The organism is Proteus sp. FZP2095 (assembly GCF_023701425.1).
In the GTDB taxonomy this organism is placed as follows: Bacteria; Pseudomonadota; Gammaproteobacteria; order Enterobacterales; family Enterobacteriaceae; genus Proteus; species Proteus cibarius.
This window is the reverse complement of record NZ_JAMQBJ010000001.1, coordinates 940911-964911: the sequence shown is the minus strand read 5'-3', so window position 1 is coordinate 964911 and position 24001 is coordinate 940911. Positions and strand designations below refer to the sequence as shown.

Annotated in this window: 19 protein-coding genes and 1 pseudogene; 8 read left to right on the top strand and 12 right to left on the bottom strand. The window is 33.8% G+C overall.

The annotated features are described in order from the left end of the window. The first annotated feature begins 195 nt into the window (after positions 1 to 195). Positions 196 to 927 carry a DNA/RNA non-specific endonuclease gene (locus NBG71_RS04565; RefSeq protein ID WP_371317009.1) on the top strand — a complete coding sequence of 244 codons (732 nt, stop codon included), beginning with the start codon at positions 196 to 198 and terminating at the stop codon, positions 925 to 927. A gap of 82 nt (positions 928 to 1009) precedes the next feature. On the opposite strand, the gene fetB is transcribed toward NBG71_RS04565, so the two are convergent. The 5 genes from fetB to NBG71_RS18785 form a co-directional block, all read right to left on the bottom strand. Then, positions 1010 to 1783: an iron efflux ABC transporter permease subunit FetB gene (fetB, locus tag NBG71_RS04560; RefSeq protein ID WP_099660361.1), complete on the bottom strand. Its 774-nt coding sequence runs from the start codon at positions 1781 to 1783 to the stop codon at positions 1010 to 1012. A 50-nt stretch (positions 1784 to 1833) separates the two neighbouring features. Further along, complete coding sequence (fetA, locus tag NBG71_RS04555) at positions 1834 to 2484, bottom strand: iron efflux ABC transporter ATP-binding subunit FetA (protein WP_075671109.1); 651 nt, start codon at positions 2482 to 2484, stop codon at positions 1834 to 1836. 161 nt (positions 2485 to 2645) lie between these two features. Further along, on the bottom strand, positions 2646 to 2849 hold the full coding sequence (locus NBG71_RS04550; RefSeq protein WP_109419839.1) for an EamA family transporter: 204 nt from the start codon (positions 2847 to 2849) through the stop codon (positions 2646 to 2648). Further along, the gene (locus tag NBG71_RS04545; protein ID WP_250916581.1) at positions 2827 to 3759 is read right to left on the bottom strand and encodes an acyl-CoA thioester hydrolase/BAAT C-terminal domain-containing protein; all 933 of its coding nucleotides are present in this window, start codon (positions 3757 to 3759) and stop codon (positions 2827 to 2829) included. The genes NBG71_RS04550 and NBG71_RS04545 overlap by 23 nt, the downstream gene beginning before the upstream one ends. A 181-nt stretch (positions 3760 to 3940) precedes the next feature. After that, positions 3941 to 4855, bottom strand: a complete 915-nt coding sequence (locus NBG71_RS18785) for a helix-turn-helix domain-containing protein (RefSeq protein WP_075671115.1) — start codon at positions 4853 to 4855, stop codon at positions 3941 to 3943. Between the two features lie 89 nt (positions 4856 to 4944). Between NBG71_RS18785 and NBG71_RS04530 the strand changes: the two genes are divergently transcribed. The 3 genes from NBG71_RS04530 to NBG71_RS04520 all read left to right on the top strand — a co-directional run bounded on the left by NBG71_RS04530 (position 4945) and on the right by NBG71_RS04520 (position 8226). Then, the gene (locus tag NBG71_RS04530) at positions 4945 to 5565 is read left to right on the top strand and encodes a TetR family transcriptional regulator (RefSeq protein ID WP_075671117.1); all 621 of its coding nucleotides are present in this window, start codon (positions 4945 to 4947) and stop codon (positions 5563 to 5565) included. 65 nt (positions 5566 to 5630) lie between these two features. Further along, entirely contained in the window at positions 5631 to 6107 is a 477-nt protein-coding gene (locus NBG71_RS04525; RefSeq protein WP_075671119.1) for an NUDIX hydrolase, read from the top strand. A 520-nt stretch (positions 6108 to 6627) separates the two neighbouring features. Next, positions 6628 to 8226: a methyl-accepting chemotaxis protein gene (locus NBG71_RS04520; protein ID WP_075671121.1), complete on the top strand. Its 1599-nt coding sequence runs from the start codon at positions 6628 to 6630 to the stop codon at positions 8224 to 8226. Positions 8227 to 8315: 89 nt separating this feature from the next. Here NBG71_RS04520 and NBG71_RS04515 read toward each other — a convergent pair whose 3' ends face one another. Then, positions 8316 to 9314, bottom strand: a complete 999-nt coding sequence (locus NBG71_RS04515; protein ID WP_075671123.1) for a 2-hydroxyacid dehydrogenase — start codon at positions 9312 to 9314, stop codon at positions 8316 to 8318. A gap of 148 nt (positions 9315 to 9462) precedes the next feature. On the opposite strand from NBG71_RS04515, the gene NBG71_RS04510 reads away from it, so the two are divergent. From NBG71_RS04510 to NBG71_RS04500, 3 genes are read left to right on the top strand one after another with little or no spacing between them, the layout of a single operon-like run. Further along, positions 9463 to 12099 (top strand): YdbH family protein, encoded by a 2637-nt coding sequence (locus tag NBG71_RS04510; protein ID WP_250916580.1) that lies wholly within the window; start codon positions 9463 to 9465, stop codon positions 12097 to 12099. Then, entirely contained in the window at positions 12096 to 12302 is a 207-nt protein-coding gene (locus tag NBG71_RS04505) for a YnbE family lipoprotein (protein ID WP_371317006.1), read from the top strand. The genes NBG71_RS04510 and NBG71_RS04505 overlap by 4 nt, the downstream gene beginning before the upstream one ends. A 10-nt stretch (positions 12303 to 12312) precedes the next feature. Continuing rightward, positions 12313 to 12645 (top strand): YdbL family probable chaperone protein, encoded by a 333-nt coding sequence (locus tag NBG71_RS04500; RefSeq protein ID WP_075671127.1) that lies wholly within the window; start codon positions 12313 to 12315, stop codon positions 12643 to 12645. Between the two features lie 82 nt (positions 12646 to 12727). Here NBG71_RS04500 and NBG71_RS04495 read toward each other — a convergent pair whose 3' ends face one another. The 5 genes and pseudogenes from NBG71_RS04495 to NBG71_RS04475 all read right to left on the bottom strand — a co-directional run bounded on the left by NBG71_RS04495 (position 12728) and on the right by NBG71_RS04475 (position 17965). Then, on the bottom strand, positions 12728 to 13279 hold the full coding sequence (locus tag NBG71_RS04495; RefSeq protein WP_099660368.1) for a fimbrial protein: 552 nt from the start codon (positions 13277 to 13279) through the stop codon (positions 12728 to 12730). Positions 13280 to 13305: 26 nt separating this feature from the next. Next, positions 13306 to 15675 (bottom strand): fimbria/pilus outer membrane usher protein, encoded by a 2370-nt coding sequence (locus NBG71_RS04490; RefSeq protein ID WP_250916579.1) that lies wholly within the window; start codon positions 15673 to 15675, stop codon positions 13306 to 13308. Beyond that, the gene (locus NBG71_RS04485; protein ID WP_075671133.1) at positions 15665 to 16360 is read right to left on the bottom strand and encodes a fimbrial biogenesis chaperone; all 696 of its coding nucleotides are present in this window, start codon (positions 16358 to 16360) and stop codon (positions 15665 to 15667) included. Before NBG71_RS04485 ends, NBG71_RS04490 begins: the two co-directional genes overlap by 11 nt. Positions 16361 to 16436: 76 nt before the next feature. Next, positions 16437 to 16985 carry a fimbrial protein gene (locus NBG71_RS04480; RefSeq protein WP_196563539.1) on the bottom strand — a complete coding sequence of 183 codons (549 nt, stop codon included), beginning with the start codon at positions 16983 to 16985 and terminating at the stop codon, positions 16437 to 16439. Positions 16986 to 17342: 357 nt separating this feature from the next. After that, positions 17343 to 17965 (bottom strand): annotated as a pseudogene (locus NBG71_RS04475) (FMN-dependent NADH-azoreductase). Between the two features lie 233 nt (positions 17966 to 18198). Here NBG71_RS04475 and hrpA point away from each other — a divergent pair. Continuing rightward, positions 18199 to 22095 (top strand): ATP-dependent RNA helicase HrpA, encoded by a 3897-nt coding sequence (gene hrpA, locus NBG71_RS04470; protein ID WP_250916578.1) that lies wholly within the window; start codon positions 18199 to 18201, stop codon positions 22093 to 22095. Between the two features lie 250 nt (positions 22096 to 22345). On the opposite strand, the gene NBG71_RS04465 is transcribed toward hrpA, so the two are convergent. Next, positions 22346 to 23740, bottom strand: coding sequence for a basic amino acid/polyamine antiporter (locus tag NBG71_RS04465; RefSeq protein ID WP_250916577.1), 1395 nt, complete (start codon positions 23738 to 23740; stop codon positions 22346 to 22348). Between the last annotated feature and the right edge of the window lie 261 nt (positions 23741 to 24001).

Sequence of the window (24001 nt, the reverse complement as noted above, 5' to 3'; positions counted from 1 at the left end):
TCTCTTATTTGAACATCAAGACTCGCTTCGGCGAGTTTTTTTGTTTCTTCATTTTATAAAAAGGAATTTTATATGAAACGTATTACTCCAATTGTTTTATCACTACTTATGGTTTCAACCAGCTATGCTAATTCAGAGATGATGGTAGTGCCTGAACTTGAAACTTATTCATCTGCTGTTGCGCGTGACACTTCAATGCGTGCATTGAATGATGAAAACTGTGGTATTGGTTGTCCATTAGGTGGCAGTGAAACCACTATTCAACGTGATGTTTACACATTAAATAATAATAGCGAAACCAAGTTTGCAGACTGGGTTGCTTATTTAGTGACTAAAGACAGTATCGGTAGTGGTAAAGCACGTAACTGGAAAAAAGATCCGGCTTTAGGTAATGATGAAACCTTATCGCCAGCGGATTACAAAAATGCTAATGCCACATTAAAAGTTGACCGTGGTCATCAAGCTCCTCTAGCTTCATTGGCTGCGTTACCAGGTTGGAATGCGCTTAACTATCTTTCTAATATTACACCGCAAAAAGCAGACTTAAACCAAGGTGCTTGGGTAAGACTAGAAGATCAAGAGCGTAATTTGGCAAAAGAAGGTCACAAAGTCTTTACTGTTACAGGGCCTATCTACGAAAGAGATATGGGTAAATTACCAAGTACAGATAAAGATCACACAATTCCAAGTGCTTATTTTAAAGTGGTTTTTCTAAATGATTCACCAGAAAGCTCCTCTTATGCAGCGTTTATTATGGATCAACAAACACCGAAAAAAGCAAATTTCTGTGAATTCCAAGTAACGGCGGCAGAAGTGGAAGCACGTACAGGTTTAACACTTTGGAGTCAGTTACCTGAAAGTGCTCAAAGTGTGAAATCTCAAGCAGGTGAGTTAGTTAAAAAAATGGGATGTACGGTATTAAAATAAGCTTTTAAACCGACTTCTCAGTAAGTAATAAAAAAGGTCACTTTATTAAGTGACCTTTTGCAATATTTCTAAATAGCTATACTTAGCGGTTTTCTAAATTAATAAGCTGGTGGCGCTGATTAAAAAACTTCTTATAGGTTAAATAGCAAGCAATAATAGTTGAAATACTGGCTGTTGCCATCAACATAAAAGTCACCATAATTTGATATTTAACAGCTTGTAAAGGATCAACACCTGCAAATATAAGCCCTGACATCATACCCGGTAAACTCACAATACCGACAGTCTTTGCGGCATCAATAGTTGGAATTAATGAAGATTTAATGCTATCTCGAATAATACTCATTGAGGCTAATTTAGGTGTTGCACCAAGGCTTAACATCTCTTGCAATTGTTGCTGTTGATTTTGAAAACGTTGACCTAAATTATTATAACAAAGTCCCGTTGCTATCATTGCATTACCCGCAATCATCCCCGTAATAGGAATAATTTGAATGGGGGTAAAAGCAATGGAACTGGTGAGCAATAAAATAGTTAAAGTTAATAATGCTCCAGTCGTAATAGCGGTGAAAGAGATCAGAAAGATATCTTTGACGTATTTACTCCGCTTTTTGGCGTTATGGGCGGCGTTATAGCAGATAAATAACACCATTAAGAAAGTAAGAATAAAATGGTCAACATGGAAAATATAGGTCAAGACATAGCCAACAATTAATAGTTGAACAATGGCTCTTGCTGTACTCCAAATAATATCTTTTTCTAAAGCTAGTTTTTCTTTGCGACTAATAAAAATAGCCACGAGAACTAATAAAAGCGAGAAAATCAGAGATTCATTGCTTATCGTATGTTCGTTCATAATATTATGTTCGCTCATAACAAAAGGGTGACTGATAAAGAAATAAAAAATCAGGCATCATTGTGAGAAGGTAATAAGATCACATCATCAGCATGTTTTATTTCATTTTGATCGTGAGTGACCCATAATACGGCGAGATTTTGATCTTTAACGTAGTGGTGAATAACATCATTCACTTTTGTTTTATTATCTTCATCTAATGCACTTGTTATCTCATCAAGTAATAAGATTTTTGGCATAAATTGCAGATTTCTTATCAGTGAAATACGTTGTTTTTCTCCTCCCGAAAGTTCATTAATTCCCTTTTTCATAATGGATGCAGGTAAACAAAAATAATCCAAATCATGTACAAGTTTCTTATCATCTACCGAGAGTTTTCGTAAGAAATAAGGAAATTTAAGGTTATCGTAAACCGTCTCACCAAATAACATCGGTGTTTGAGTACAATAAGAAACCTGTTGGCGATATTCTTCGGGTGAAAACGTTAAATAGTCTTTATCTTCAAAGAAAATTGAACCACTGGTAGGTGATAGTAGAGAAGCGACAATCTTGAGTAAGGTGCTTTTACCACAACCTGAAGGGCCTGTGATAAGTTTAAATTCAGAAGGTTGAAGTTCAAAATTGATGTTATCAAGGATAGTTTTGTTATTGACCTGATAACCTATTTTATCAAGACGTAAAAGTGCAGTCGTGCTTTCCATTCTTATCCCAAACTTAAAAGAGAGAATAATTATCATTATATAGAATTAACGATATAAAGATCCTGCTTTAAATCAGTTAGTAAGCAATTTTGTTACTCTTTAAGTATAGGATAATAAGAATGCTAGCCAATAAAAAAGATAAATTTATTTTTCTCGGTTGACTAAAAAAATGCCAAATTGAATTTTGTTAAGAATAAAATAAAGAGCAGGCAGATAGTCGCGATAACAAAGCGCAATGTAGCAAGTAATAAACCATCAATTTCAGGCGAGATAACTCGCCCCGCAATAAAAGTCCCACCCCAAACGATAGAGACTAAGGCTAGTAATAAATAAGCCGTTAAATCACTCTTTGGATTGTTTTTCATATTGAGAGTACCAATGCTTTATATCATTGATTATTTCACTCGTTAAACGCTCACCTTGTTCATTATAAAACCCATGATCTAACTTATCGTATTTAATAAACTTCACATTAGGTTGGTTGATATCTTGGCTTAATTGATTAAATGCATCGACATTTACATTTACGTCATTAAGTGTCTGAATAATTAAGATAGGGGTGTGTTGATTGCTTTTAATAACATTAAGTAAATCAATAGCAAAATATTGTTGCCACCATGATTTACTATGCTCACTGACAAATTGCTCATTATCTATTTGATTATTTTTTATTGCATCAGCAAATTGCTGAAAGCCACTTAGCGCATCTTTAATGTGTTCTTTCGGTGTGGTAAGACGGATATTATAAAGAACATCATCAAGAAAAAAACGCCCTCCACCATTTAGTGCAATAGCCGCTTTTATATCATTACGTTTAGCTACCACTAAATGCACCATCGTGGCACCTTCACTTCCACCAATTAAAATAATATTTGGATACTGTGACGATAATTTATCTAACACAGCCTCATAATCTTCAGTTCGTTGTTTAGGATTATCATGAAGCTTATAGCTTTCAGGGCAATCAACACGTTCACCATCATATTGTGAATAAGGTAATTGAGCAGTAATACCGTATTTTTCTACCATTAAAACATCACTATTGGGTAACCACTGACCAAAGGTTTCTTGAATAAATGTATTATTTTTAATGCTGTTACAGTCAGAGCCTTGCATTAACACCAAGAGAGTTTGATTTTTTTCAGATCGTTTATCCAAGTAATAGCTAATTTCACTGCCATCTTTACGTGAGAGTAAATGTGTCGATATTTCTGCATAACTTGCAAAAGAAGGAAGTAAAAAAGTAGAGAGTAAAAATAGAAGTGAAGTGCGCATGATTGCCTTGTTTGTTTTTGTAGGGGGGCGATAAAAATTTTATTTTAATAATAAGTAAACAGCTAATTTAGTGAATTATTGTACAGAAACAAGTAATGAAAAATTTATCGCACAGGTAGTCTCTATAAAATTAATCCATTCTTAATAAAATAGCCTGAAAATTCAGGCTAATTGGGGATCATTAATGAATAGGAACGAAATAATCAATCTCTAAGGTTTTTGGCAATTCCATTAAATCAACATCAGTTTCTATACTGACATATTTTTCAATATCAGCACCTAAGCGACGACATAAACCTAATGCGGGAAGGGTATAAAAATAAATTTTCATCGCAAATTGTTTATATTCTTCTAGCGTTCCCTTAAATTGGAATCTGACATAACGTCCTGCCTCAATCACGCGTTTTCTAAAACCGCTGGTTTTTGTAAAATGATCTAAGCTATTTAACCCAATTTCATAATCAATCTGGATTTTATTTTTACGTAATGTGTTCGGTTGGTATGAGATAAGTACAGTACTTTCTGTAAAGTTTTTATCCGTATACAGTAAAAAATCATTCCAAAATTGGTGACGAATATCTTCGTGCAATTTACCTATATCTTCAATAGAGCAAAAATACTGATATTGCATCCCATAAACATAACTTTCAGGTAACTCCATAATTTTAGGAATAGGCAAATCAACAACATCAAAATTGATTGGTGGCTGAAAGTTATCACCGCAAAGGTTATCTAGTTTACGATATTCTGTGGGTGTTACACCAAAGGTTGCTTTAAAACGACGCGTAAATGATTGCTGGGAATCGAACTGATAACGTAATGCTACTGTCAGAATAGGCAATTTAGTTAATCGTAATTCGGTTGCTGCTTTTGTTAAACGTCTTCCTCGAATATACGAAGCAAGTGTTAATCCCGTTGCTTGTTTAAACACGCGTTGTAAATGCCATTTGGTATAACCAGAACGGATCGCAACATCATCAAGTAGCAACGGTTTTTCCAGATTCACCTCAATCCAGAGAAGGAGTTCTTTGATAATTTCTATATTAAAAGTGGATAAGGTATTTGAGGGGGTAAGCCCATTGTACTGAGATGACATGATAATTTCCTGAAATATTTTGTTCAGTTTACATGAAACTGATACCCATATATTATTACATACTTATGGTATGTTTTAAGGGTTTTATCATGAAAATAAAATCACGGCAACAAGAGAATTCAGAGCAAACGCGCACTGCACTACGTGAAGCAGCACAAGAACTATTTATAAATCAGAACTATTGTGATGTTTCCGTTGATGAAATATCACGTCACGCAAGAGTAACGAAAGGGGCTTTTTATCACCACTTTAGTAATAAGAAAGCATTATTAAAAGAGTGCTACCTTTTTCAGGTTGATAAGGTCGTCGAAAAACTGGTTCAAATTCCTACCTATGATGATCAGTGGCAAGAGTTAGAGGCTATTTTTAGTTTCTGTGTTGATCATATTTATCAACATAAAGATAAGCTTATTCCCTTACAAGAAATAATTTCCGTTCTAGGTTGGAAAGAATGGGACGAAATTGATTCACAAATTCTTATTCCTCGAATTAAAAAATGTGTAGATACCCTCTATAACAAACAAGAAATTTGTACCTATTCTCCTGATATTGTCGTGAATTTAATTTATGGTTTTGTCACGCATATCGCGATTAATTTAAAGAATGAAGCTATATTACCTGAAAATGCCTGTAAGGAGTTTAAAACGATATTTTCTGATTTTTTAATGGGAATAAAACAATCCTCAATAAATGCGAAAAAACATGAATAGTACAAAAATAATGATAGATTGATGTACATTGGATCAAAATACACAAAACAAAGGTTCAGAATATTATGACAATAGAAGTGCCTAAGAGTCATTTCACCGCAACGGGCATTGTATTCAATGGGCAGGGAAAATTCCTTCTCCATTTGCATTCTAAAATAGGCTGTTGGTTACCACCAGGTGGTCATATAGAAGAAAATGAAGAGCCACAAGATGCAGTATTAAGAGAAATAGAAGAAGAAACAGGTTTACTGTGTGAGTGTCTTTGTTATCAACCTGAATTTAGTCTTAACCTAAATAACAATGATGTTATTGAACTTGTAAAACCCCTCGCCATTTTAAAAGAACCCATCCACGATAAAAAACAAGGATTTCATTATCACATTGATATGATTTACCTTTGTAAGCCGTTAAAAAATAGCCAATTAACAAATAAATCTTTCCAATGGCTTTCTTTGGATGAAGTTAAAAAATTAGAAACACCATTAAATGTGATAAGACTTATTGAACTAACTGAAAAACTATTAATAAAAAAAATTATTTAAGTTTCTTAATAAAGCTAAATTACTCATAATAAGTAAACAATAAAAGCAGTTTTTAGAAACTGCTTTATTTTTATTGGAAACAAATCACTTTTAAAACTCACTATAAACTAACTTTGAAGTTAAATAAATTAATGTTAATAGGTGAATATACCTATTAAATATAAATGTAAAAAAACACAAATAAAACTTCAAAAACTAAAAAACAATTAATAAATTATCTTTTTCTGAGTAAAATCATTCTCATTGCAGGATATTGTATAGTTAATTTGTATCTAGATGGATGAAGTAATCGTTTATTTAATAAATGAAAAATGGTTTTCACTGCACTCTAAAGTTTTTCCTCATTATTACCGACATTATAAACAAAGGCAGAACCTACGTGCCTTTATATTCTAATGAATAAATTTTAGCCTTATTTTATTTACACCAGGGAATATGCTCTTTGTCAGAGAAAGAGCGCATTCTGATATCTTACAAATGTACAGATAAAAAATTCTGTATATTTTGATGGAATATGACCATGTTTAAAAATATCAGTATAGAAAAGACCGTTAAGGTCATGCTGGCCATTTTATTTGCGTTGATTATGAGCATTATTTATTTTAGTTATGATGCTTCCACTCGATCCTATAATAATTTCGTTTCATCAAATAGCCTAAGCCAGCAAATGTTACTTATGGGCAAAGCGCGATATCAAATGGCCGTGATCAGGGCAAATATTAATGGGTTAGATGGACAATTACGGGTGAATGAAAAACCCTCAGCAAAATACTTTCACCAAACCGCAGAATATATTGAAATAACGCGTGAAGAGATCCACCGTTGGTCAGACACAGAGAAACTCACCTTAGAAGGTCGAGAATTAGCTGATGATATGACAAAGCGTTTTGATGAGTTGCTCGATATCTTTACTGGTGCACTAGAGAGATTGCGTAGAGGTGAGCTAACAACACACTCCGCCAGTATTAAAATGGATGAGCTCAATGATATCACGATGCAATATTACGCCGTGGCTAATGGTATCGAAAATAGCTATATCGATATTGCAAAAACATCTCAAGAACGTTTAATGCTGGTATCAATCACGACAGGTGTTATTGTTATTCTTTTATTTTTCATTATATTACGTTGGTTCTCTCATACCTTTATTGGCAATATCAAAGTATTAATTAATATCTTTAGTAAGATGAGTCAAGGCGATTTAAGTATGCGTGTAGATAATCACGGTACTAATGAGTTTGGTCAGTTATTCAATGAAATGAATAAAATGAAAAACTCATTAAGCCATATGATTTCTTCCGTGAAAAATGCCGTTAATACTATCAGTGTTAGTGCAAGTGAAATCGCGACAGGAAATACAGATTTATCATCTCGAACTGAAGAGCAAGCTAGCGCATTACAAGAAACTGTTGCCAGTATGGAGCAAATTAAAACAACAGTTGAGAAAAATGCGGATAACTCGCGTGAAGCAAGCAAATTAGCACTAACAGCAACGACATCTGCTCAAAATGGCGAAAATGTGATGGATAGCGTGGTAGAAACCATGTCCTCAATCTCTGAAAGCGCGAAGAAAATTGCAGATATCAATGACATTATTAACAGCATTGCCAATCAAACGAATATTTTGTCGTTGAATGCGGCAGTTGAAGCAGCAAGAGCAGGTGAGCAAGGCAGAGGATTTACCGTTGTGGCATCTGAAGTGCGTAGTTTGGCGAGTCGTAGTGCGGAAGCTGCGAAAGAGATCAATGATTTGATAACACATTCTGTTAATAAAGTGCATGTTGGCTCTCAGCAAGTTGCTCAAGCTGGACGCTCAATGTCAGAGATCGTCACAACTATTAATCAGGTGAATGATTTTATGCAACAGATTGCCCTTGCTTCAAATGAACAAAGTATGGGGATTAATCAAATTGCATTAGCTGTTAGTGAAATGGATACTGTTACTCAGCAAAATGCGGCATTGGTTGAAGAATCAGCGGCTATCACAGCGAATATGGATGATGAAGCTCATCAATTAGCTAAATTAGTTTCACAATTCAAAGTAGACGAAGAGAAAGAAACACTTTCACGCTTTGAATCAACGCAGTCAGCAGAAGTTATCGATACTCAACAAAAATAAGTGTCGTATCGCTAATCAATAAAATAAGCCCCCTTTACTAATTTATGTAGAAGGGGGCTTTTTGTTACATATCTTCTTAATACTTAAAATTAAGATTTGATCTGATTAACGCATTCATTACCTGAAGCAACGTCTTTAATATTGTGCAGTGTTGTTTCGCTAATACTAATTAATGCTTCTTCCGTTAAGAAAGCTTGGTGTCCTGTAAATAACACGTTATGACAAGAAGAAAGACGACGGAAAATATCATCTTGAATAACATCATTTGATTTATCTTCAAAGAAAAGGTCACGCTCATTTTCATAAACGTCCATTCCCAATGCACCAATCTTACCTTGTTTTAATGCATTAATAGCAGCAGCAGAATCCACTAAAGCACCACGACTGGTGTTAATAATCATCACTCCATCTTTCATTTGTGCAAAAGCGGTTTCATTTAATAGATGATGATTATCTGCGGTTAATGGGCAATGTAACGAAATAACATTAGAATTTGCATAGAGTGTTGCCAGATCGACATATTCGGCACCTAAATCAAGTACTGCTTGATTTGGATAAGGATCATAAGCAAGCAACTTCATGCCAAAGCCTTTTAATATGCGCAATGTTGCTAATCCTATTTTACCTGTACCAATAATACCGGCAGTACGATTATGCATATTAAAACCAGTTAAGCCTTCTAATGAGAAGTTTGCATCACGAGTACGTTGATAAGCTCTGTGTATACGACGATTAAGTGACAGCATCATACCAACAGCATGTTCTGCAATAGCCTCTGGTGAATAAGCCGGCACACGAACAACCGTTATTCCTAATTCAGTTGCAGCTTCTAAATCGACGTTATTGAATCCTGCGCAGCGTAATGCGAGGATGCGTATATTAAGGCTAGCAAGCTCTTGTAAAACCGCACGATTTGCATCGTCATTGACGAAAATGCACACAGCATCAGCGCCAACGGCATTTTTTGCGGTTTGCTCTGTCAAATTAAAATCGAAATATTCAATATCATAATGATATCCATTATGTTGATTGACCCATTCCATGTGCTTACGATCATAATGTTTAGTACTATAGGAAACGATTTTCATCCAGTCTTCTCTACTCTCGATTAAATTTTTATTCAGAGGCTGGAAAACAAGAATTATCCAGCCCCAATATGAAAGAAATTAATACTATCATTATAAACAATTTAGCAAGGTAAGTGGATGATTCAGATTTGTTTAAAAGGAATATGATGTGTTGTTAAGAAAAACAATCAAATGGACAGGGACGATACTACTAGGCACAGGTCTAATTGGCACTGCTTTATGGGTGTCTATTCCTCGTTGGTTACCCGTGGTTGCTCACTATTACTTGCCTGAAGGTGTAACACTTTCTTTATCGCAACCCAAGTTACAGCGCATAGGGGTTTCAATTGAAAATATCGCATTAAAGGCAGAAAGTTGTACTTTAGCTAGTCTTAATAACTTTGTTTTTACTTATCAAAAAGAGCAAATTGATAAACTTCAATTTAATAGCCAGCAACTCGCCATTGATGAACAATGTTTTTCAATGATGCCAGCAAGTAAACAAGAAGAAACGGCAACTGTTCCACTTGAGATAAATTCACTATTAACTTCAATACCTTATTTATCCGTCAGTATCGATAATGTACTCTTAAAAGAAAATGCTCGTTATCAAGGTGCATTACAACTAAAAACACAAAATAATGGGCGACTAATTACTTACCAAGGAGAAAATGCTCAATTTGGTATTTTTATTAGAGATAACCAGTGGCTTGATATTAAACAGCTTAAAGTGAATTTACCTGATGATAACAATATCGAATTGGCTGCCGAAATAGCGCTTCCTCTAGATATCGCGTCATTACCTGAAAAAGGTACCATCGATGCGACGTTATTAACTTCTCACTATGAACATCCGTTGGTTTTTATTCTTGAATGGGTTGGACAATCTGGCACTATTTCAATTGCTGAACAAGGTGGCGGACATGCACTGACTTTATTACCTTGGACAGTCACACCTGAAAATATCCTCATTGAGCAAGGTCGTTGGGAATGGTTTGGATTAGATCAACCTTTACGAGGTGGTGTAAATATTAATATCGCTCAATGGCAAAAAGGATTAACGGATTTAAGATTAACTGCACGATTAAACGTGATGACGGAAGGTAAAGCAGGGAAAGGAAATTTGGTGATATCGATCCCCGAAACAACAGTAAATTGGCTAGATGCACAAATCCCTATTCAAATCACCGGTGTTGTTAATAAAGAATTAATGCAAGCCAGTGTGCAATTACCCGTTAAAGTCACTGGCATGTTGACAGATCCTACTATTGAATTTCAATCCGGATCTTTATTTCGTTTCAAAGGGCCAGTTACTGAAACACTTACTGTAACAGATGCTCGTTTACCTTTAGCTGGAACCACCTTTTCATCAAAAGGCTTTAATGGGCGTTTAAACGCGATAGTCGTCGCCCAAGACAGTATTTGGGGAGATTACCGTATTCATTTTCAAGGTAAAGCAATTGATTTCTTACCTGATAATGGAACTTGGCAATGGCGTTATTGGGGAGATGGAAATTTACTACCGTTAAAAGCGCATTGGGATATTGCAGGAACAGGTTATTGGGCTGATAAATTAGTGAGTTTTGAGAAACTCAACACAGGTTTTGATGTTTTAAAATATCAACATACTACAATGACTGCGCCACGATTATCTTTATTAAGTCCATTTCGTTGGTTCAGAGATGATAAAAAGACAACATTTAATGGAAAGCTAAAATTAACGAGTCAGCGTATTGATTTTCCTGCTGGTGGTTTTTTAGATAAGACAGATTTTATTGCTACGGTCAGTGGTGAATCACCTTTTAATTTTAATGTAAAAGGTGAGTTAAGCGCTAAACCCAATATAGGACCAATTGCAATTAATACACGGTGGGATGGTGCTAGACTAAGAGGGCAAATGCGTTGGCCTTCACAACCAATTAATGTTTTTCAATCACTAATACCTGCTGATTTGGGCATTACCCTTGATAAAGGTGAATTGTATACACAAGCTGATTTTTCTATTGCACCAGAACAAGGATTAATTGCTGGTGGGCATCTTGTTGTTAAACAAGGTGGAATGTGGCTAAAAGATGGTGTTTTAGAAGGTTTGGATTTTATCTTGCCTTGGCGTTTAAATGGGGATGAATGGCAATTAGGGGTTAAACAACCCGTTCAATTACGGATAAAACGAGTTAACAATCTTTTTGAAATGACCGATATTACGGCAGATCTCCAAGGTTTTTATCCCGCAACTGAAAGTAAACCATTAGTCTTATCTAACGTTAATGTCGCAATGCTGGATGGAACAATATCTTTAGCAAAATTAGCGATACCACAACATGATGCAGCTATTATTTCTATTGATAATATCCAATTAAGTCATTTGTTTACTCTATTAAAAGTGACTCAGTTTGCAGCATCAGGTAAAGTGAGTGGTGAGTTTCCATTCTTTATTAACAATAATCAATGGATTATTAAAGATGGTTGGCTGGCTAATTCATCTTACCTAACGTTAAGACTTGATAAAGATTTTGTTGATTCCATCGACGATAATAATATGTCAGCAGGTATTGCGATGGCGTGGTTGCGGTATTTAGAGATCAGTCGTTCTTGGACTCGTGTCAATTTAAGTAATTTAGGTGAGTTAATATTAGAGGCTGAAATTCAAGGAACGAACCCTCTAGAAGATAAACGCCGTCAGGTTAATCTAAATTATCGACATGAAGAAAATGTCTTTCAATTATGGCGAAGTTTACGATTTGGTTCACAATTGGAAGAATGGTTAGAAAAAAGCTTATCAGATTTAGGGAGTGAGTCAGAGTGAAGCCATTATTTTTAAAAAATTTTTTTATATTAACCGCTTTGATAATGGGAATATCAGCCTTAACAGGATGTATTCGACTAGAAGTCGCGACACCAGATAAACCTATAAATATTAATATGAACGTAAAAATTGAACATGAGATTAATGTAAAAATAGACAGACAAGTTGAAGATCTCTTAAAAAATAACAGCGCCATTTTTTAAAGGGTAAATGATGAATTATAAAAAATATCTCTTAAGTTTTGGGCTAATAATAGCTTTAACCAGTACAAATGCTATCGCATTAACACTTGATGAAGCGAGATCACAAGGGCTAGTAGGGGAAACATTCAGCGGTTATATTGAACTTGTGCAGACAAATAACAAACAAGCGCAACAACTTGTTGATGAAATCAATCAAGCCAGAAAAGCAAAATATATTGAAGTTGCTAAAACTAACCAAGTAACACCAGAATCAGTGGCTCGACTTGCAGGTGAAAAATTAGTCGCAAGAGCGAATGAAGGTGAGTTTGTTAAAGGTATTAATGGTAAATGGGTAAAAAAATAGTAACGCCTTAAATAAGTATTTTATTCCATTAAAAGCACGATCTATTATAAATAGTTATCGTGCTTTTCTATAATTGCAATCATTAACTATCGTCAAATGTAACAACATCATCATTTATTTTTATAGTAAACTGAATATCGGATTGTATATAACCGGGTTTTGGAGGTATATCATCTTTTTTTACATAATTAGCAAAAAAATAAAACTCAACTTCTCCATTAATGAGATCCTCAACAAACTCATTCTCTTTATTAAGATCTAGTGGTCTTTGTTCTTCATTGTATAATAATTGAAATGCAATATTAGCACTTGCACTATCGTCAGTGATCTGGTTTTTTAAATAACCAGTATTATTATCAATACTTGAATTTTCAATTTTTAAACGAACTTCACCATGGCTTTTAGAACAGTCATTTATAGTAATAATAATGATGTGGCTATCAATATCGGCTAATGTTCCCGCTTCATGTGATGAAAAATCATTTTCATTAATAGAAATCTTGTCGCTAATGTTTTCATAGATATAATCAATATCACAACTTAAAGGAATTTCATGATCACCACGTCTAGGTGCTGATGATAGTGAAAAAGAGATAAGTAGTAACGTAATTATGAGAGAGATGTTTTTTTTCATATTTTTCTTAATAGAGATAACTTAGTTTAAATACAATTGATTTCTTTTTTTATTAGTGTGGTATTCTTTTCATTATCATCAATTTCATAATTAAATTGACACTGCTTATCTTCTCCCCATTTCACTTTTACTAATCCATTCTCTGTAATACCAGAAAGAAAAATAATATTATTTTCCGATACTAATCCATGAGAAATAATATTACTGTTTTTATCGAATGCAGTGACTGTCGATGCAAAGGGAAGAGGGGTTGTTGATTTAAAAATAACACGATAACCAATTTTTATTGGGAAAGTTATTTTAGATACTGCGCCTAATGTGGGAATAATATTTTTGCTATAAATTTCGGCTTCTGCTTGTTGAGGTAATGTCGTTGCATTTAATTTAATATTATTTATTCGGTAAGGCGTTATGTTATTTAAAATTAGGTTTCCCAAAATATCTGTTTTTGCTTTTGTTGAAAATGACGTTTTAATTCCAGATATTCCTTGAGTGTTAATCAGTGCAAATGTTCTACCTAAACGAGGAGTAAGAGTAATACCACTAGAATGAAAGACAATACCTCCATTAATAGAAGCATTGTAATTATAACTATCTTCCATTTTGTTTACATTAAATGTGTAAGATTGATAGTTGTTTTGATAACGGGTATTTATAGAAAAATGGTTGGATTTTCTTTTTCCATTATAAGCGTGTTGATAATTTACTGAATATCCTAAATTATAATTAAGCAGAGCCCCCCCAATGTTGGTCGTGTTGATATAATTTTTTTTCTTATTTTGATAATTTGTTTGATTATTAAACCAATGATAGTCATCACTATTATTACCTAATGGCATATGGAGATTGAGCGAGAAGGCGTGATCAAAAATAGATTTGTTTTTTTTAAAGTCATATTTAAGGTTATAATTTATTTTATTTATTGAAGATGAAAAAGAAGTGCCTAACTCAAATTTTTTAGATGTATTTTCATATGTTTTTTCGTGATACTGAAAAGAAAGATAACCTAAGTCATTAATGTTTTGTGATATAGAAACAGAATAATTTCTTTTAACGTTGTCTTTTTTTTGAAAATTATCTAAATAGTGATAAAAAGATATTCCAGAAGTAAAGTAAGTTTGTGTTTTTGACATGCTTTTTTGATAACGAAATTGATACTTTAATTTATCTCTGCTATTTTCATAACTTAGATCTGTTGCTAAACCACCAAATATACCTAAATCAAGAGATAGGCCAGATAGATAATTCATATGGTCATATCGTTTTTTTATTGCGCTATATGAGGTGATCTTTTGACTAATACCATATGAAAACTCACTTAAAAGAAAAATAGAATTTTCTTTATGGCTATTATTGGCTAATGTACCAGAAATAAAATTATATTGATAACTACCTTTATTTAGTTGATTAGGCAATGATGTGAAATAATGTGTTGATATTTTTATTCTTCCATCTGCTTCTTTAACTTCTAAACTGAGTTTCTCACTTCCTAAAATAGGTAATGAATTTATAATAAAAGGACCTGGGGGAACGGTACTTTCATAAATAACTTTGTCACCTTGTTTAATCACTACTTGAGCTTCAGTATCAGCAATTCCTTCAATAATAGGTTTGTTAGCATAAAGGTTATTACTTGAAATTAAATTATTGGATATTAATTGAAAGCCAATTATTTTATCAGTTGGTAATATTCGTGTTGTGGGTGAAAATTTACCTCCATAAAAAAGAGCAGAAAAAGAATTAATTTGACGATAGGTGTATATTGATGAAAGCTTTGATTGATAACGGTTTTTATTCCAATAAAAGCTGTTCTGACTGCGTATACGCCAAGCATTAAAATTAAGGCCTGTTTGTAAATTCAATTTTTGATCTAGCGCTTTATTTTGATGATGTTTAATTGAATAGGAATATTGACTAAATAATGCAGTGATCCCATTATCCCAATCTTTTTTATCAGTAATATAATTTTCTTTTTTTATTAATGCTTTTTGTGGAATAATTAAATTTAATTTTTGATTTGAAAAAGAGTATTTAAAATTAATTGAATGTTCACTTAAAGGAATTATATCTTGATATTCTTTTTTTATTGAATAAAAATCAATATTAATACCAAGAGAAATTAAATCATTAACAGAGAGACAAGGAGTTAACTTATTTTCTATACTTTTAAAGTAAAGAAGTTTTGTTGTTTTTTTTCTATTGTTGATATGAATTATAGAATGATAAAAACCTTCAGGTTTTTTGTTTTCAAGTAATTTTTTAATCGTTTCTTTATCAATGTTAGAAAATGAATGAGCATAAATAGAGAGTGAGCTATCTTGAGCTATACTATGTTTATTATAAATAGAAATTAAAATAAAAAATGCTATTTTTATTTTCATATGATTAATAATCATTAATAACTTCCTTATCTACCGCCTCTGTTTCTATACCATATTGATTAAATATTTTCCATTTTACGATCCCGTTTCCCGAAATTTCTTTTTTTGTATTATATTTTTTAAAGGGAGGGAGCGTTTTACTTTCAGTAATTGTTAAAATATCATCATAAGAAATTGAAGATAGAGTAATAAAATAAGGTGTAGGATTGTTTATAATAAATTCATTGTTTTTATTTTTTAAAAACTCAATTTTTTTATAAGCATCTTTTGCATCTTTTTCTATTGACACAGGTCTATATATTAAGTTGTATACGGAATTTACAGAAACATGTAACATATTTTTATTGCTGTCGGAGTTTAATAGGATTGGTATTCTTTTAATGTTTATTCTATATAATGCTTCTCTGTCTTCTTCTTTTATTTTATCTATTTTAAATATTTTTAAAGAAAAGTTTTCATCCTTTTCTATTTTAAAAAGAGGTGGGGTTACCATAAAAGGAATCTCATTACTATTTTCTTTATCATAATGTGTAATCCAGCTTTGTATAAAATAATCATTATCTGTTTTATTGTTTATTTCAATGATTTCTTGATTGATGCTTTCAATAAAAATAAATTTATCTTTATTTATTTCTATTGATGATTGACTATATGTAGGAAAGATAAAAAATAAGGTGAGAAATTTAAATTTTTTAAACATATTCTTTTTCTAATTTAAGTAGAAAGTATAAATATTAAAACAAAGCTGGTATACCAGCTTTGTTGATTTATGGAATTTAATCTACAGCAATATCACTATATATAACATCAAAAGTTAAAGTGGATGATACCGTACCTGGTGTCGCATCTATACCATTAGGTTTCATATAGTTAACGTCAAATAAGAATTGTGCGCTGTGATCTTCTTTATTTACATTTGATTTAAATTCTTTAGGTTTTTTATTACTTAATTCAATAATGTTTTTATCAGCATCAAAAATTGCAATATCAACATTGCTACCGTTATCAGCTAAATTTTTTAAAAGTCGTTTAGTTTGTTGAGGTATTTGTAATTGTATACTATTAATGTTTTCGGCACAGTTAGTAAATTGAATCGAAAGGGGTTGAGCTGGAGTGTTGGCAATATGATCATCACCAAAATTATTTGCTTGAACAGGCGGTAACTCAATGGGTTGTATTTCATCTAGTTGACATCTTGGAATTGGCGTAACAGAACCATTTATTGTTATTGTTCCTACATTTTTTTCTATATATTCAATAGCATTTGATTGAGTTGAAAAAAGAGTAGTAGATAGAATAAATAATGAGAGTATGTTTTTTTTCATCGTAAGTTCCATTTATTGAATTAAGAAGATTATTTAATTACTTCAATATTGCTTAAAGAGATGAAATCTTATTAATTTGGTTCTGATAAATCAAATTGGTTTTTTATATGAATATTTATTTATAATATGAATGAAAAAATAAACAATAAAATATGGTTATTAAAATAATCTATATTTTATTATTACTTTGAAAATTTGATTAAATGTAGTTTTTCTTGCTATTAAGGTTTTTAAATTATAAATTAGAAAAGATTTTTTTATAAAAGAAGAATTAGCATATCTTTGTATTTGATGAAGTATAAAATTTAGATATAAAAAAAGCACCTAAAGTAGGTGCTTTAAGAAGAATATAAATTATTATTTTACTGTAATACTTCTTGAGTTAATAACAGCATCAATTTCTTTTTGTGCTTGTAGGTGAGATTGCTGTGCGTATTCTTCACCATATGCGGTACCTTCAGCCATAATAAACTGTACGTCATTGATACCGATAAAAGCTAAAAATTGTTTTAGGAATGGAACAATAAGATCAGAAGGTTGATCTTTATGAACACCACCACGACTGGTTAATACAATCGCTTGTTTATTTTCAAGCAAGCCAACAGAACCCGCTTCAGTATATTTAAACGTTTCACCAGCGCGAGCGATAAAATCAATATAATGTTTTAATTGAGCTGAAATTGAAAAGTTATACATTGGTGCAGTAATCACTATCATATCGTGAGCTTTTAATTCACTAATTAACTCATCTGATAATGCTCTGACTGCTTTTTGTTCATCCGATAGCATTGCAGTTTCTTTGCCAAAAGCAAATAGTGTTGCTTGGTCTAAAGTTGGCACTGGGTTTTTAGCGAGGTCACGTATTGTAACCAAGTCATCTTTATGATTACTTGCCAATTTTCAATTAAGTAATCCGCCATTTTATTACTGTGCGAATAGCTATCTAAAATACTGGATTTCAGTACAAGGATCTTTTTCATTATTTTCTCGTGGTCTATAAAATGTTCTATTTATTTAAATTTATTAGTTGGTAGTAGTTTACCCGAACTTTAAAATATCACATCACAATCCTTTGAATATGCTATTCAAAATTATTGATTATATAAAATTATATACTAATAAATTTAATCAAGCCTTTATGTGCCAATAGCCGGTTGTGATATCATACGAGCATTAGTTTTGATTAGAATAACCTCATAAAGGATAATAAAAGGTGACATTATCATCTGCCACGCTCTATCAAGAAATAGAGCAATTATCGTTGCGGGAGCAGCAACGATTAAGAAAACGTCTACGTGGCGTCGCTAAAATTAATAATGAAGAATCTAAACAAGCGGTATTAAGTGCAATTAAAGGCGATATTACAACAGCACAACAGATGATAATTCGCCGTCGTGCCAATTGTCCTGAAATTACTTACCCAGAAAACCTTCCTGTCAGCCAAAAGAAAGATGCCATCTATAATGCAATAAGAGATAACCAAGTCGTTATTATTGCAGGAGAAACTGGCTCAGGTAAAACAACACAGATCCCTAAAATCTGTCTTGAGCTAGGGCGAGGGATCAAAGGTTTTATTGGTCATACTCAGCCTCGCCGTTTGGCTGCACGGTCAGTAGCTGAACGTATTGCTCATGAGTTAAAAAGTACGTTAGGAGGATCTGTAGGTTATAAGGTTCGCTTTAGTGATCATGTTGGCGATAATACTCTTGTCAAGTTAATGACAGATGGTATTTTATTGGCAGAATTACAGCAAGATAAGCTGTTACTTCAATATGACACTATCATTATTGATGAGGCCCATGAGCGCAGTTTAAATATCGACTTTATTCTTGGTTATTTAAAACAGTTATTACCTAAACGCCCTGATTTAAAAGTTATTATTACCTCTGCAACTATCGATCCTGAACGTTTTTCTAAACATTTTAATCAAGCACCTATTATTGAGGTGTCAGGTCGAACTTATCCTGTTGAAGTCAGATATCGTCCTATTGGTGGCGACGAACTCGATAGTGATAAGGATATGACTGATGGTATTGTTGATGCTATTGATGAATTAAGCAGAGAAAGTGCGGGTGATATTCTTATTTTTATGAGTGGTGAGCGCGAAATTCGCGACACTGCTGATGCGTTGAATAAATTACAACTTCGCCATACGGAAGTATTACCTTTATTTGCCCGTTTATCTAACAGTGAACAGAATCGAATATTTCATCCTCATAACGGTAGACGTATTATTTTAGCGACTAACGTCGCAGAAACGTCATTAACTGTACCTGGTATTAAGTACGTCATTGATACCGGTTTTGCCCGTGTTAGCCGTTATAGTTATCGTACTAAAGTACAACGGCTTCCAATTGAACCTATTTCTCAGGCTTCAGCAAATCAAAGAAAAGGGCGTTGTGGTCGTGTTTCTGACGGTATTTGTATTCGTCTTTATTCAGAAGATGATTTTATTGCTCGCTCTGAATTTACTGATCCTGAAATATTAAGGACTAACCTTGCATCTGTTATTTTGCAAATGACGTCGATAGGGTTAGGTGATATTAGTGCTTTCCCATTTGTGCAACCACCGGACAAACGCAATATTCAAGATGGTGTTCGTTTATTAGAAGAACTAGGCGCGTTACAAAACGAAACTGACCACAATGGTGCTTATCGTTTAACTCCTATGGGGAAACAACTTGCACAACTTCCTATCGATCCTCGTTTAGCGAGAATGGTACTTGAAGCGCGCAAATATGGCGCAGTGAAAGAGTTGATGGTCATTACATCTGCACTTTCAATTCAAGATCCGCGCGAAAGACCGATGGATAAACAGCAAGCTTCTGATGAAAAGCACCGACGCTTCCAAGATAAAGACTCTGATTTCTTATCTTTTTTAAATATGTGGGATTATTTAAAAACTCAGCAAAAAGAGTTGAGTCAATCTCAATTTAGGAAATTGTGTCGCCAAGAATTCTTAAACTTTATGCGAGTAAGGGAATGGCAAGATGTTTATACACAGTTGCGACAAGTTGTTAAAGAGTTAGGGTTCCCTGTTAATAGTGAGCCTGCTGATTTTAGAAGTATTCACGTTGCGTTGTTAAGTGGCTTGTTATCCCATATTGGGCAAAAAGATGCAGATAAACAAGAATTCACAGGCGCAAGAAATGCCCGTTTTTCTATTTATCCGGGGTCAGGTTTATTTAAAAAACCACCAAAATGGACAATGGTGGCAGAGCTAGTCGAGACATCTCGTCTATGGGGAAGAATTGCGGCACGCGTTGAACCTGAATGGATAGAACCTATCGCTAAACATTTGGTGAAACATCAATATAGCGAACCTCATTGGTCAAAGGCGCAAGGCGCTGTAATGGCTAATGAAAAAGTCACCCTGTATGGTTTACCGATTGTTGCTTCTCGGCCTATTAATTACAGTCAAATTGATCCTCTTTTATGTCGTGAGCTTTTTATCCGCCATGCGTTAGTGGAAGGAGATTGGCAAACTCGGCATGCATTTTTCCGTGACAATTTAAAATTACGTACAGAAGTTGAAGAGTTAGAGCATAAATCTCGTCGTCGAGACATTCTTGTCGATGATGAAACAATGTTTACGTTCTACGATCAACGGATACCTCAGGATGTCGTTTCGTCTCGTCATTTTGATAAATGGTGGAAAGAGGCACAAAAGGCATCACCTGATCTGCTTAACTTTGAAAAAAGTATGCTTATCAAAGATGATGCTAAACGTGTTAGCGCACTAGATTATCCAAATTATTGGCATCAAGATAATTTAAAATTACGCTTAACCTATCAATTCGAACCGGGTACTGCGGCTGATGGTGTCACTGTTCATATTCCATTACCTATTTTGAATCAGGTGAAAGACGAAGGTTTTGACTGGCAAATTCCAGGTATTCGCCATGAATTGATTGTGGCTTTAATTAAGTCACTACCAAAACCTATCCGTCGTAATTTTGTACCAGCACCTAATTATGCTTCTGCATTTTTAGAGCGTGTACCTCAAGTTGAAGGTGATTTACTCGATAGGCTTGAAAAAGAGTTGCGCCGTATGACAGGAGTGACTATCGATAGAGAAAGCTGGCAGCTTGACCAAGTCGCTGATCACTTAAAAATGACATTCCGTGTTGTTGGCGAAAAAAATAAAACACTGGCAGAAAGTAAAGATCTCAATAAATTAAAAGAGAACTTAAAGGAAAAAGTGCAAGAAACATTATCAGCAGTCGCCGATGATGGTATTGAACAACAAGATTTACATATTTGGAGTTTTGGTGATTTGCCTCAGCGTTATGAGCAAAAACGGGGTGGCTATTCAGTGAAAGCTTATCCTGCACTTGTGGATGAAAAAAACAGTGTGGGTATTAAGCTTTTTGAAACAGAATCTGAACAGCAAGCTTCAATGTGGGAAGGGGTAAGACGATTATTATTATTAAATATTCCGTCACCTATTAAATATCTGCATGAAAAATTACCTAATAAAGCAAAACTTGGCCTTTACTTTAACCCTTATGGCAAAGTGTTGGAGTTGATTGATGATTGTATTGCTTGTGGTGTTGATAAACTGATGTCGTCTTATGGTGGTTTAATTTGGCAAGAAGATGAATATCAAAAGCTACAAGAATATGTCAGAGCTGAACTAAACGATGCTGTGGTTGAAATAGCAAAACAAGTTGAAGCGATTTTAACTCAAGTATTTGCTATCAATAAGCGTTTAAAAGGGCGGGTGGATATTAGCGTTGCTTTTGCATTATCTGATATTAAAGCTCAACTTGGCCAGTTAGTTTTTCCTGGTTTTGTTACCTCTCATGGATGGAAACGCCTTGCGGATATTCCTCGTTATTTGAGTGCAATTGAAAAACGAATGGAAAAACTAGCTATTGATCCTAATCGCGATCGGGCGCAAATGAGTCGAGTTGAAAATGTTATTCAGCAGTGGCAACAGTGGTTAGGTAAACTAACCGAGAAACAAAAGCAGCAAGAAGAAGTGCAAAATATTCGTTGGATGATAGAAGAGCTAAGAGTAAGCCTATTTGCTCAACAGATAGGGACTCCATATCCAATATCAGATAAACGCATATTGCAAGCGATGGAACAAATTAGTTTTAATTAATCAACCTATTACATATTTAGACCCACGGGAATTTATGCTTCTCGTGGGTTTTTTATTACCTTGCTAATTAATAGTTATCAATGTATTAGTTACAACATACTATATGTTTCTTGATTTATACGCATCTAACCATTTGTGTAAAAAATAACAGCTTAGCAGGAAAATTTTTTTGACTTAAGTGAAATTGCTTTTGAAAAGAAGAGAAGAGAGGTAGAGAGGTACTGTTTTTTCAGTACCCCTCAGATTATCTTTAGTAAATAGTTAAGTAACCCAATGCTGGAATGGCGCCCAATAAGACAAGAGCTAACAGAATTTTCTCACTTAAGAGTAGCGGTTTTTTATCTTTATACTGTTTGCGTGTATATAAAAACATCAGAATACCTGGTGCATACAGAACAACAGAGAGTAATAAATTAATGACTCCGGATGCATAAAGTAACCATAAACCATATAAACTTGCCGGTATGGCAATTAACAATAAAGCACGACTACTGCGAGCAATTGCTACTTTAAATAAAAATGCACCTACGAGGAAGTAAGGAACAAGGATCATCTCTGATGCAATAGTCAGTAATGTGTTGTAGTTACTTCCTGTCAGCCAAATTAAAACTAAAGAGAATTGAACAGCACAGTTGGTAAACCATAACGAAGCCGATGGAGCATCATTTTTATTCTGCTTTCCTAATTGTTTCGGGAAAGAGTGATGTAGTGCTGCAATATACGGTACTTCCGCGGCCATAATTGTCCAGCTTAAATAAGCACCACACACAGAAAGAATAAGACCTGCTGCAATAATTATCTCGCCCATGCTACCAATAAGTTGAACAAGTAGTGGTGCCATTGATGGGTTTTTCATCGCCGCCAATTCTGCTTGGGTAACTAAACCTTGTGATAACAAAGTCACAAGAATATAGATAATCAATGCAATGACAACGGCAAGCACTGTTGCTAAACCAACATCACGACGATTTTTAGCTCTTGCGGAAACAACAACTGCGCCTTCAATACCAATAAATACCCACAGCGTAATCAGCATGGTATTTTTGACTTGATCCCAAACTGGAACACCCATATTTACACCTTTAAAATCAAGGGTAAATATATCCATATTGAAGGCTAATAGGGCGACAATAACAAATAATCCTAAAGGAAGTAGCTTTGCCATTGTTGCCATTAAATTAATACTGGCTGCAGTTTGAACACCCCGTAAAACAAGAAAATGAACAACCCAAAGTAAGATTGATTCACCAATTAATGCTTGCCATGTATTTCCATCGCCAAAAATAACGTTTTCTGGTGTGTCTGTAAAAAAACTAAAGGCAGCAAAGACAATAACAAGATAAGAAACGTTAGCAACGACAGCACAAACCCAATAACCCCATGCTGAACAAAAACCAATGAATTCACCAAATCCTTCTTTCGCATAGGTAAAAATACCACCATCAAGATCAGGTCGAAGGCGAGAGAGGAGTAATAAAGATGTAGCAAGAAAGAGGATACCAATACCTGTTATCACCCAGCCAATAATTAATGCGGCAGGGCTGGCAACTTCGGCCATATTTTGAGGCAAACTGAATACACCTGCACCAACCATTGAGCTTAATACTAATGCGGTGAGTGATATTAAGTCAAGTTTCTTATTCAAGGATAATTACCTACATGATTAAAATTGTAAATAAATAGCGTATTTTCTTGTTTTTTGGTAAGTAAATAGAATAAATATGAATATCTCAAATTTAAATAAAGATAAAAACACTAAAAAACAGCGAGATTTTACGGAGAGTTGACTTGGTTGTCTATGCATTAAATCATAAAAATTATTCACTTTTACAAAAATGATGTCTGATTGATTAAATTTTGCATAAAAAAAAACCTTGCATCTGCAAGGTTTTTATCAATAGGAAAT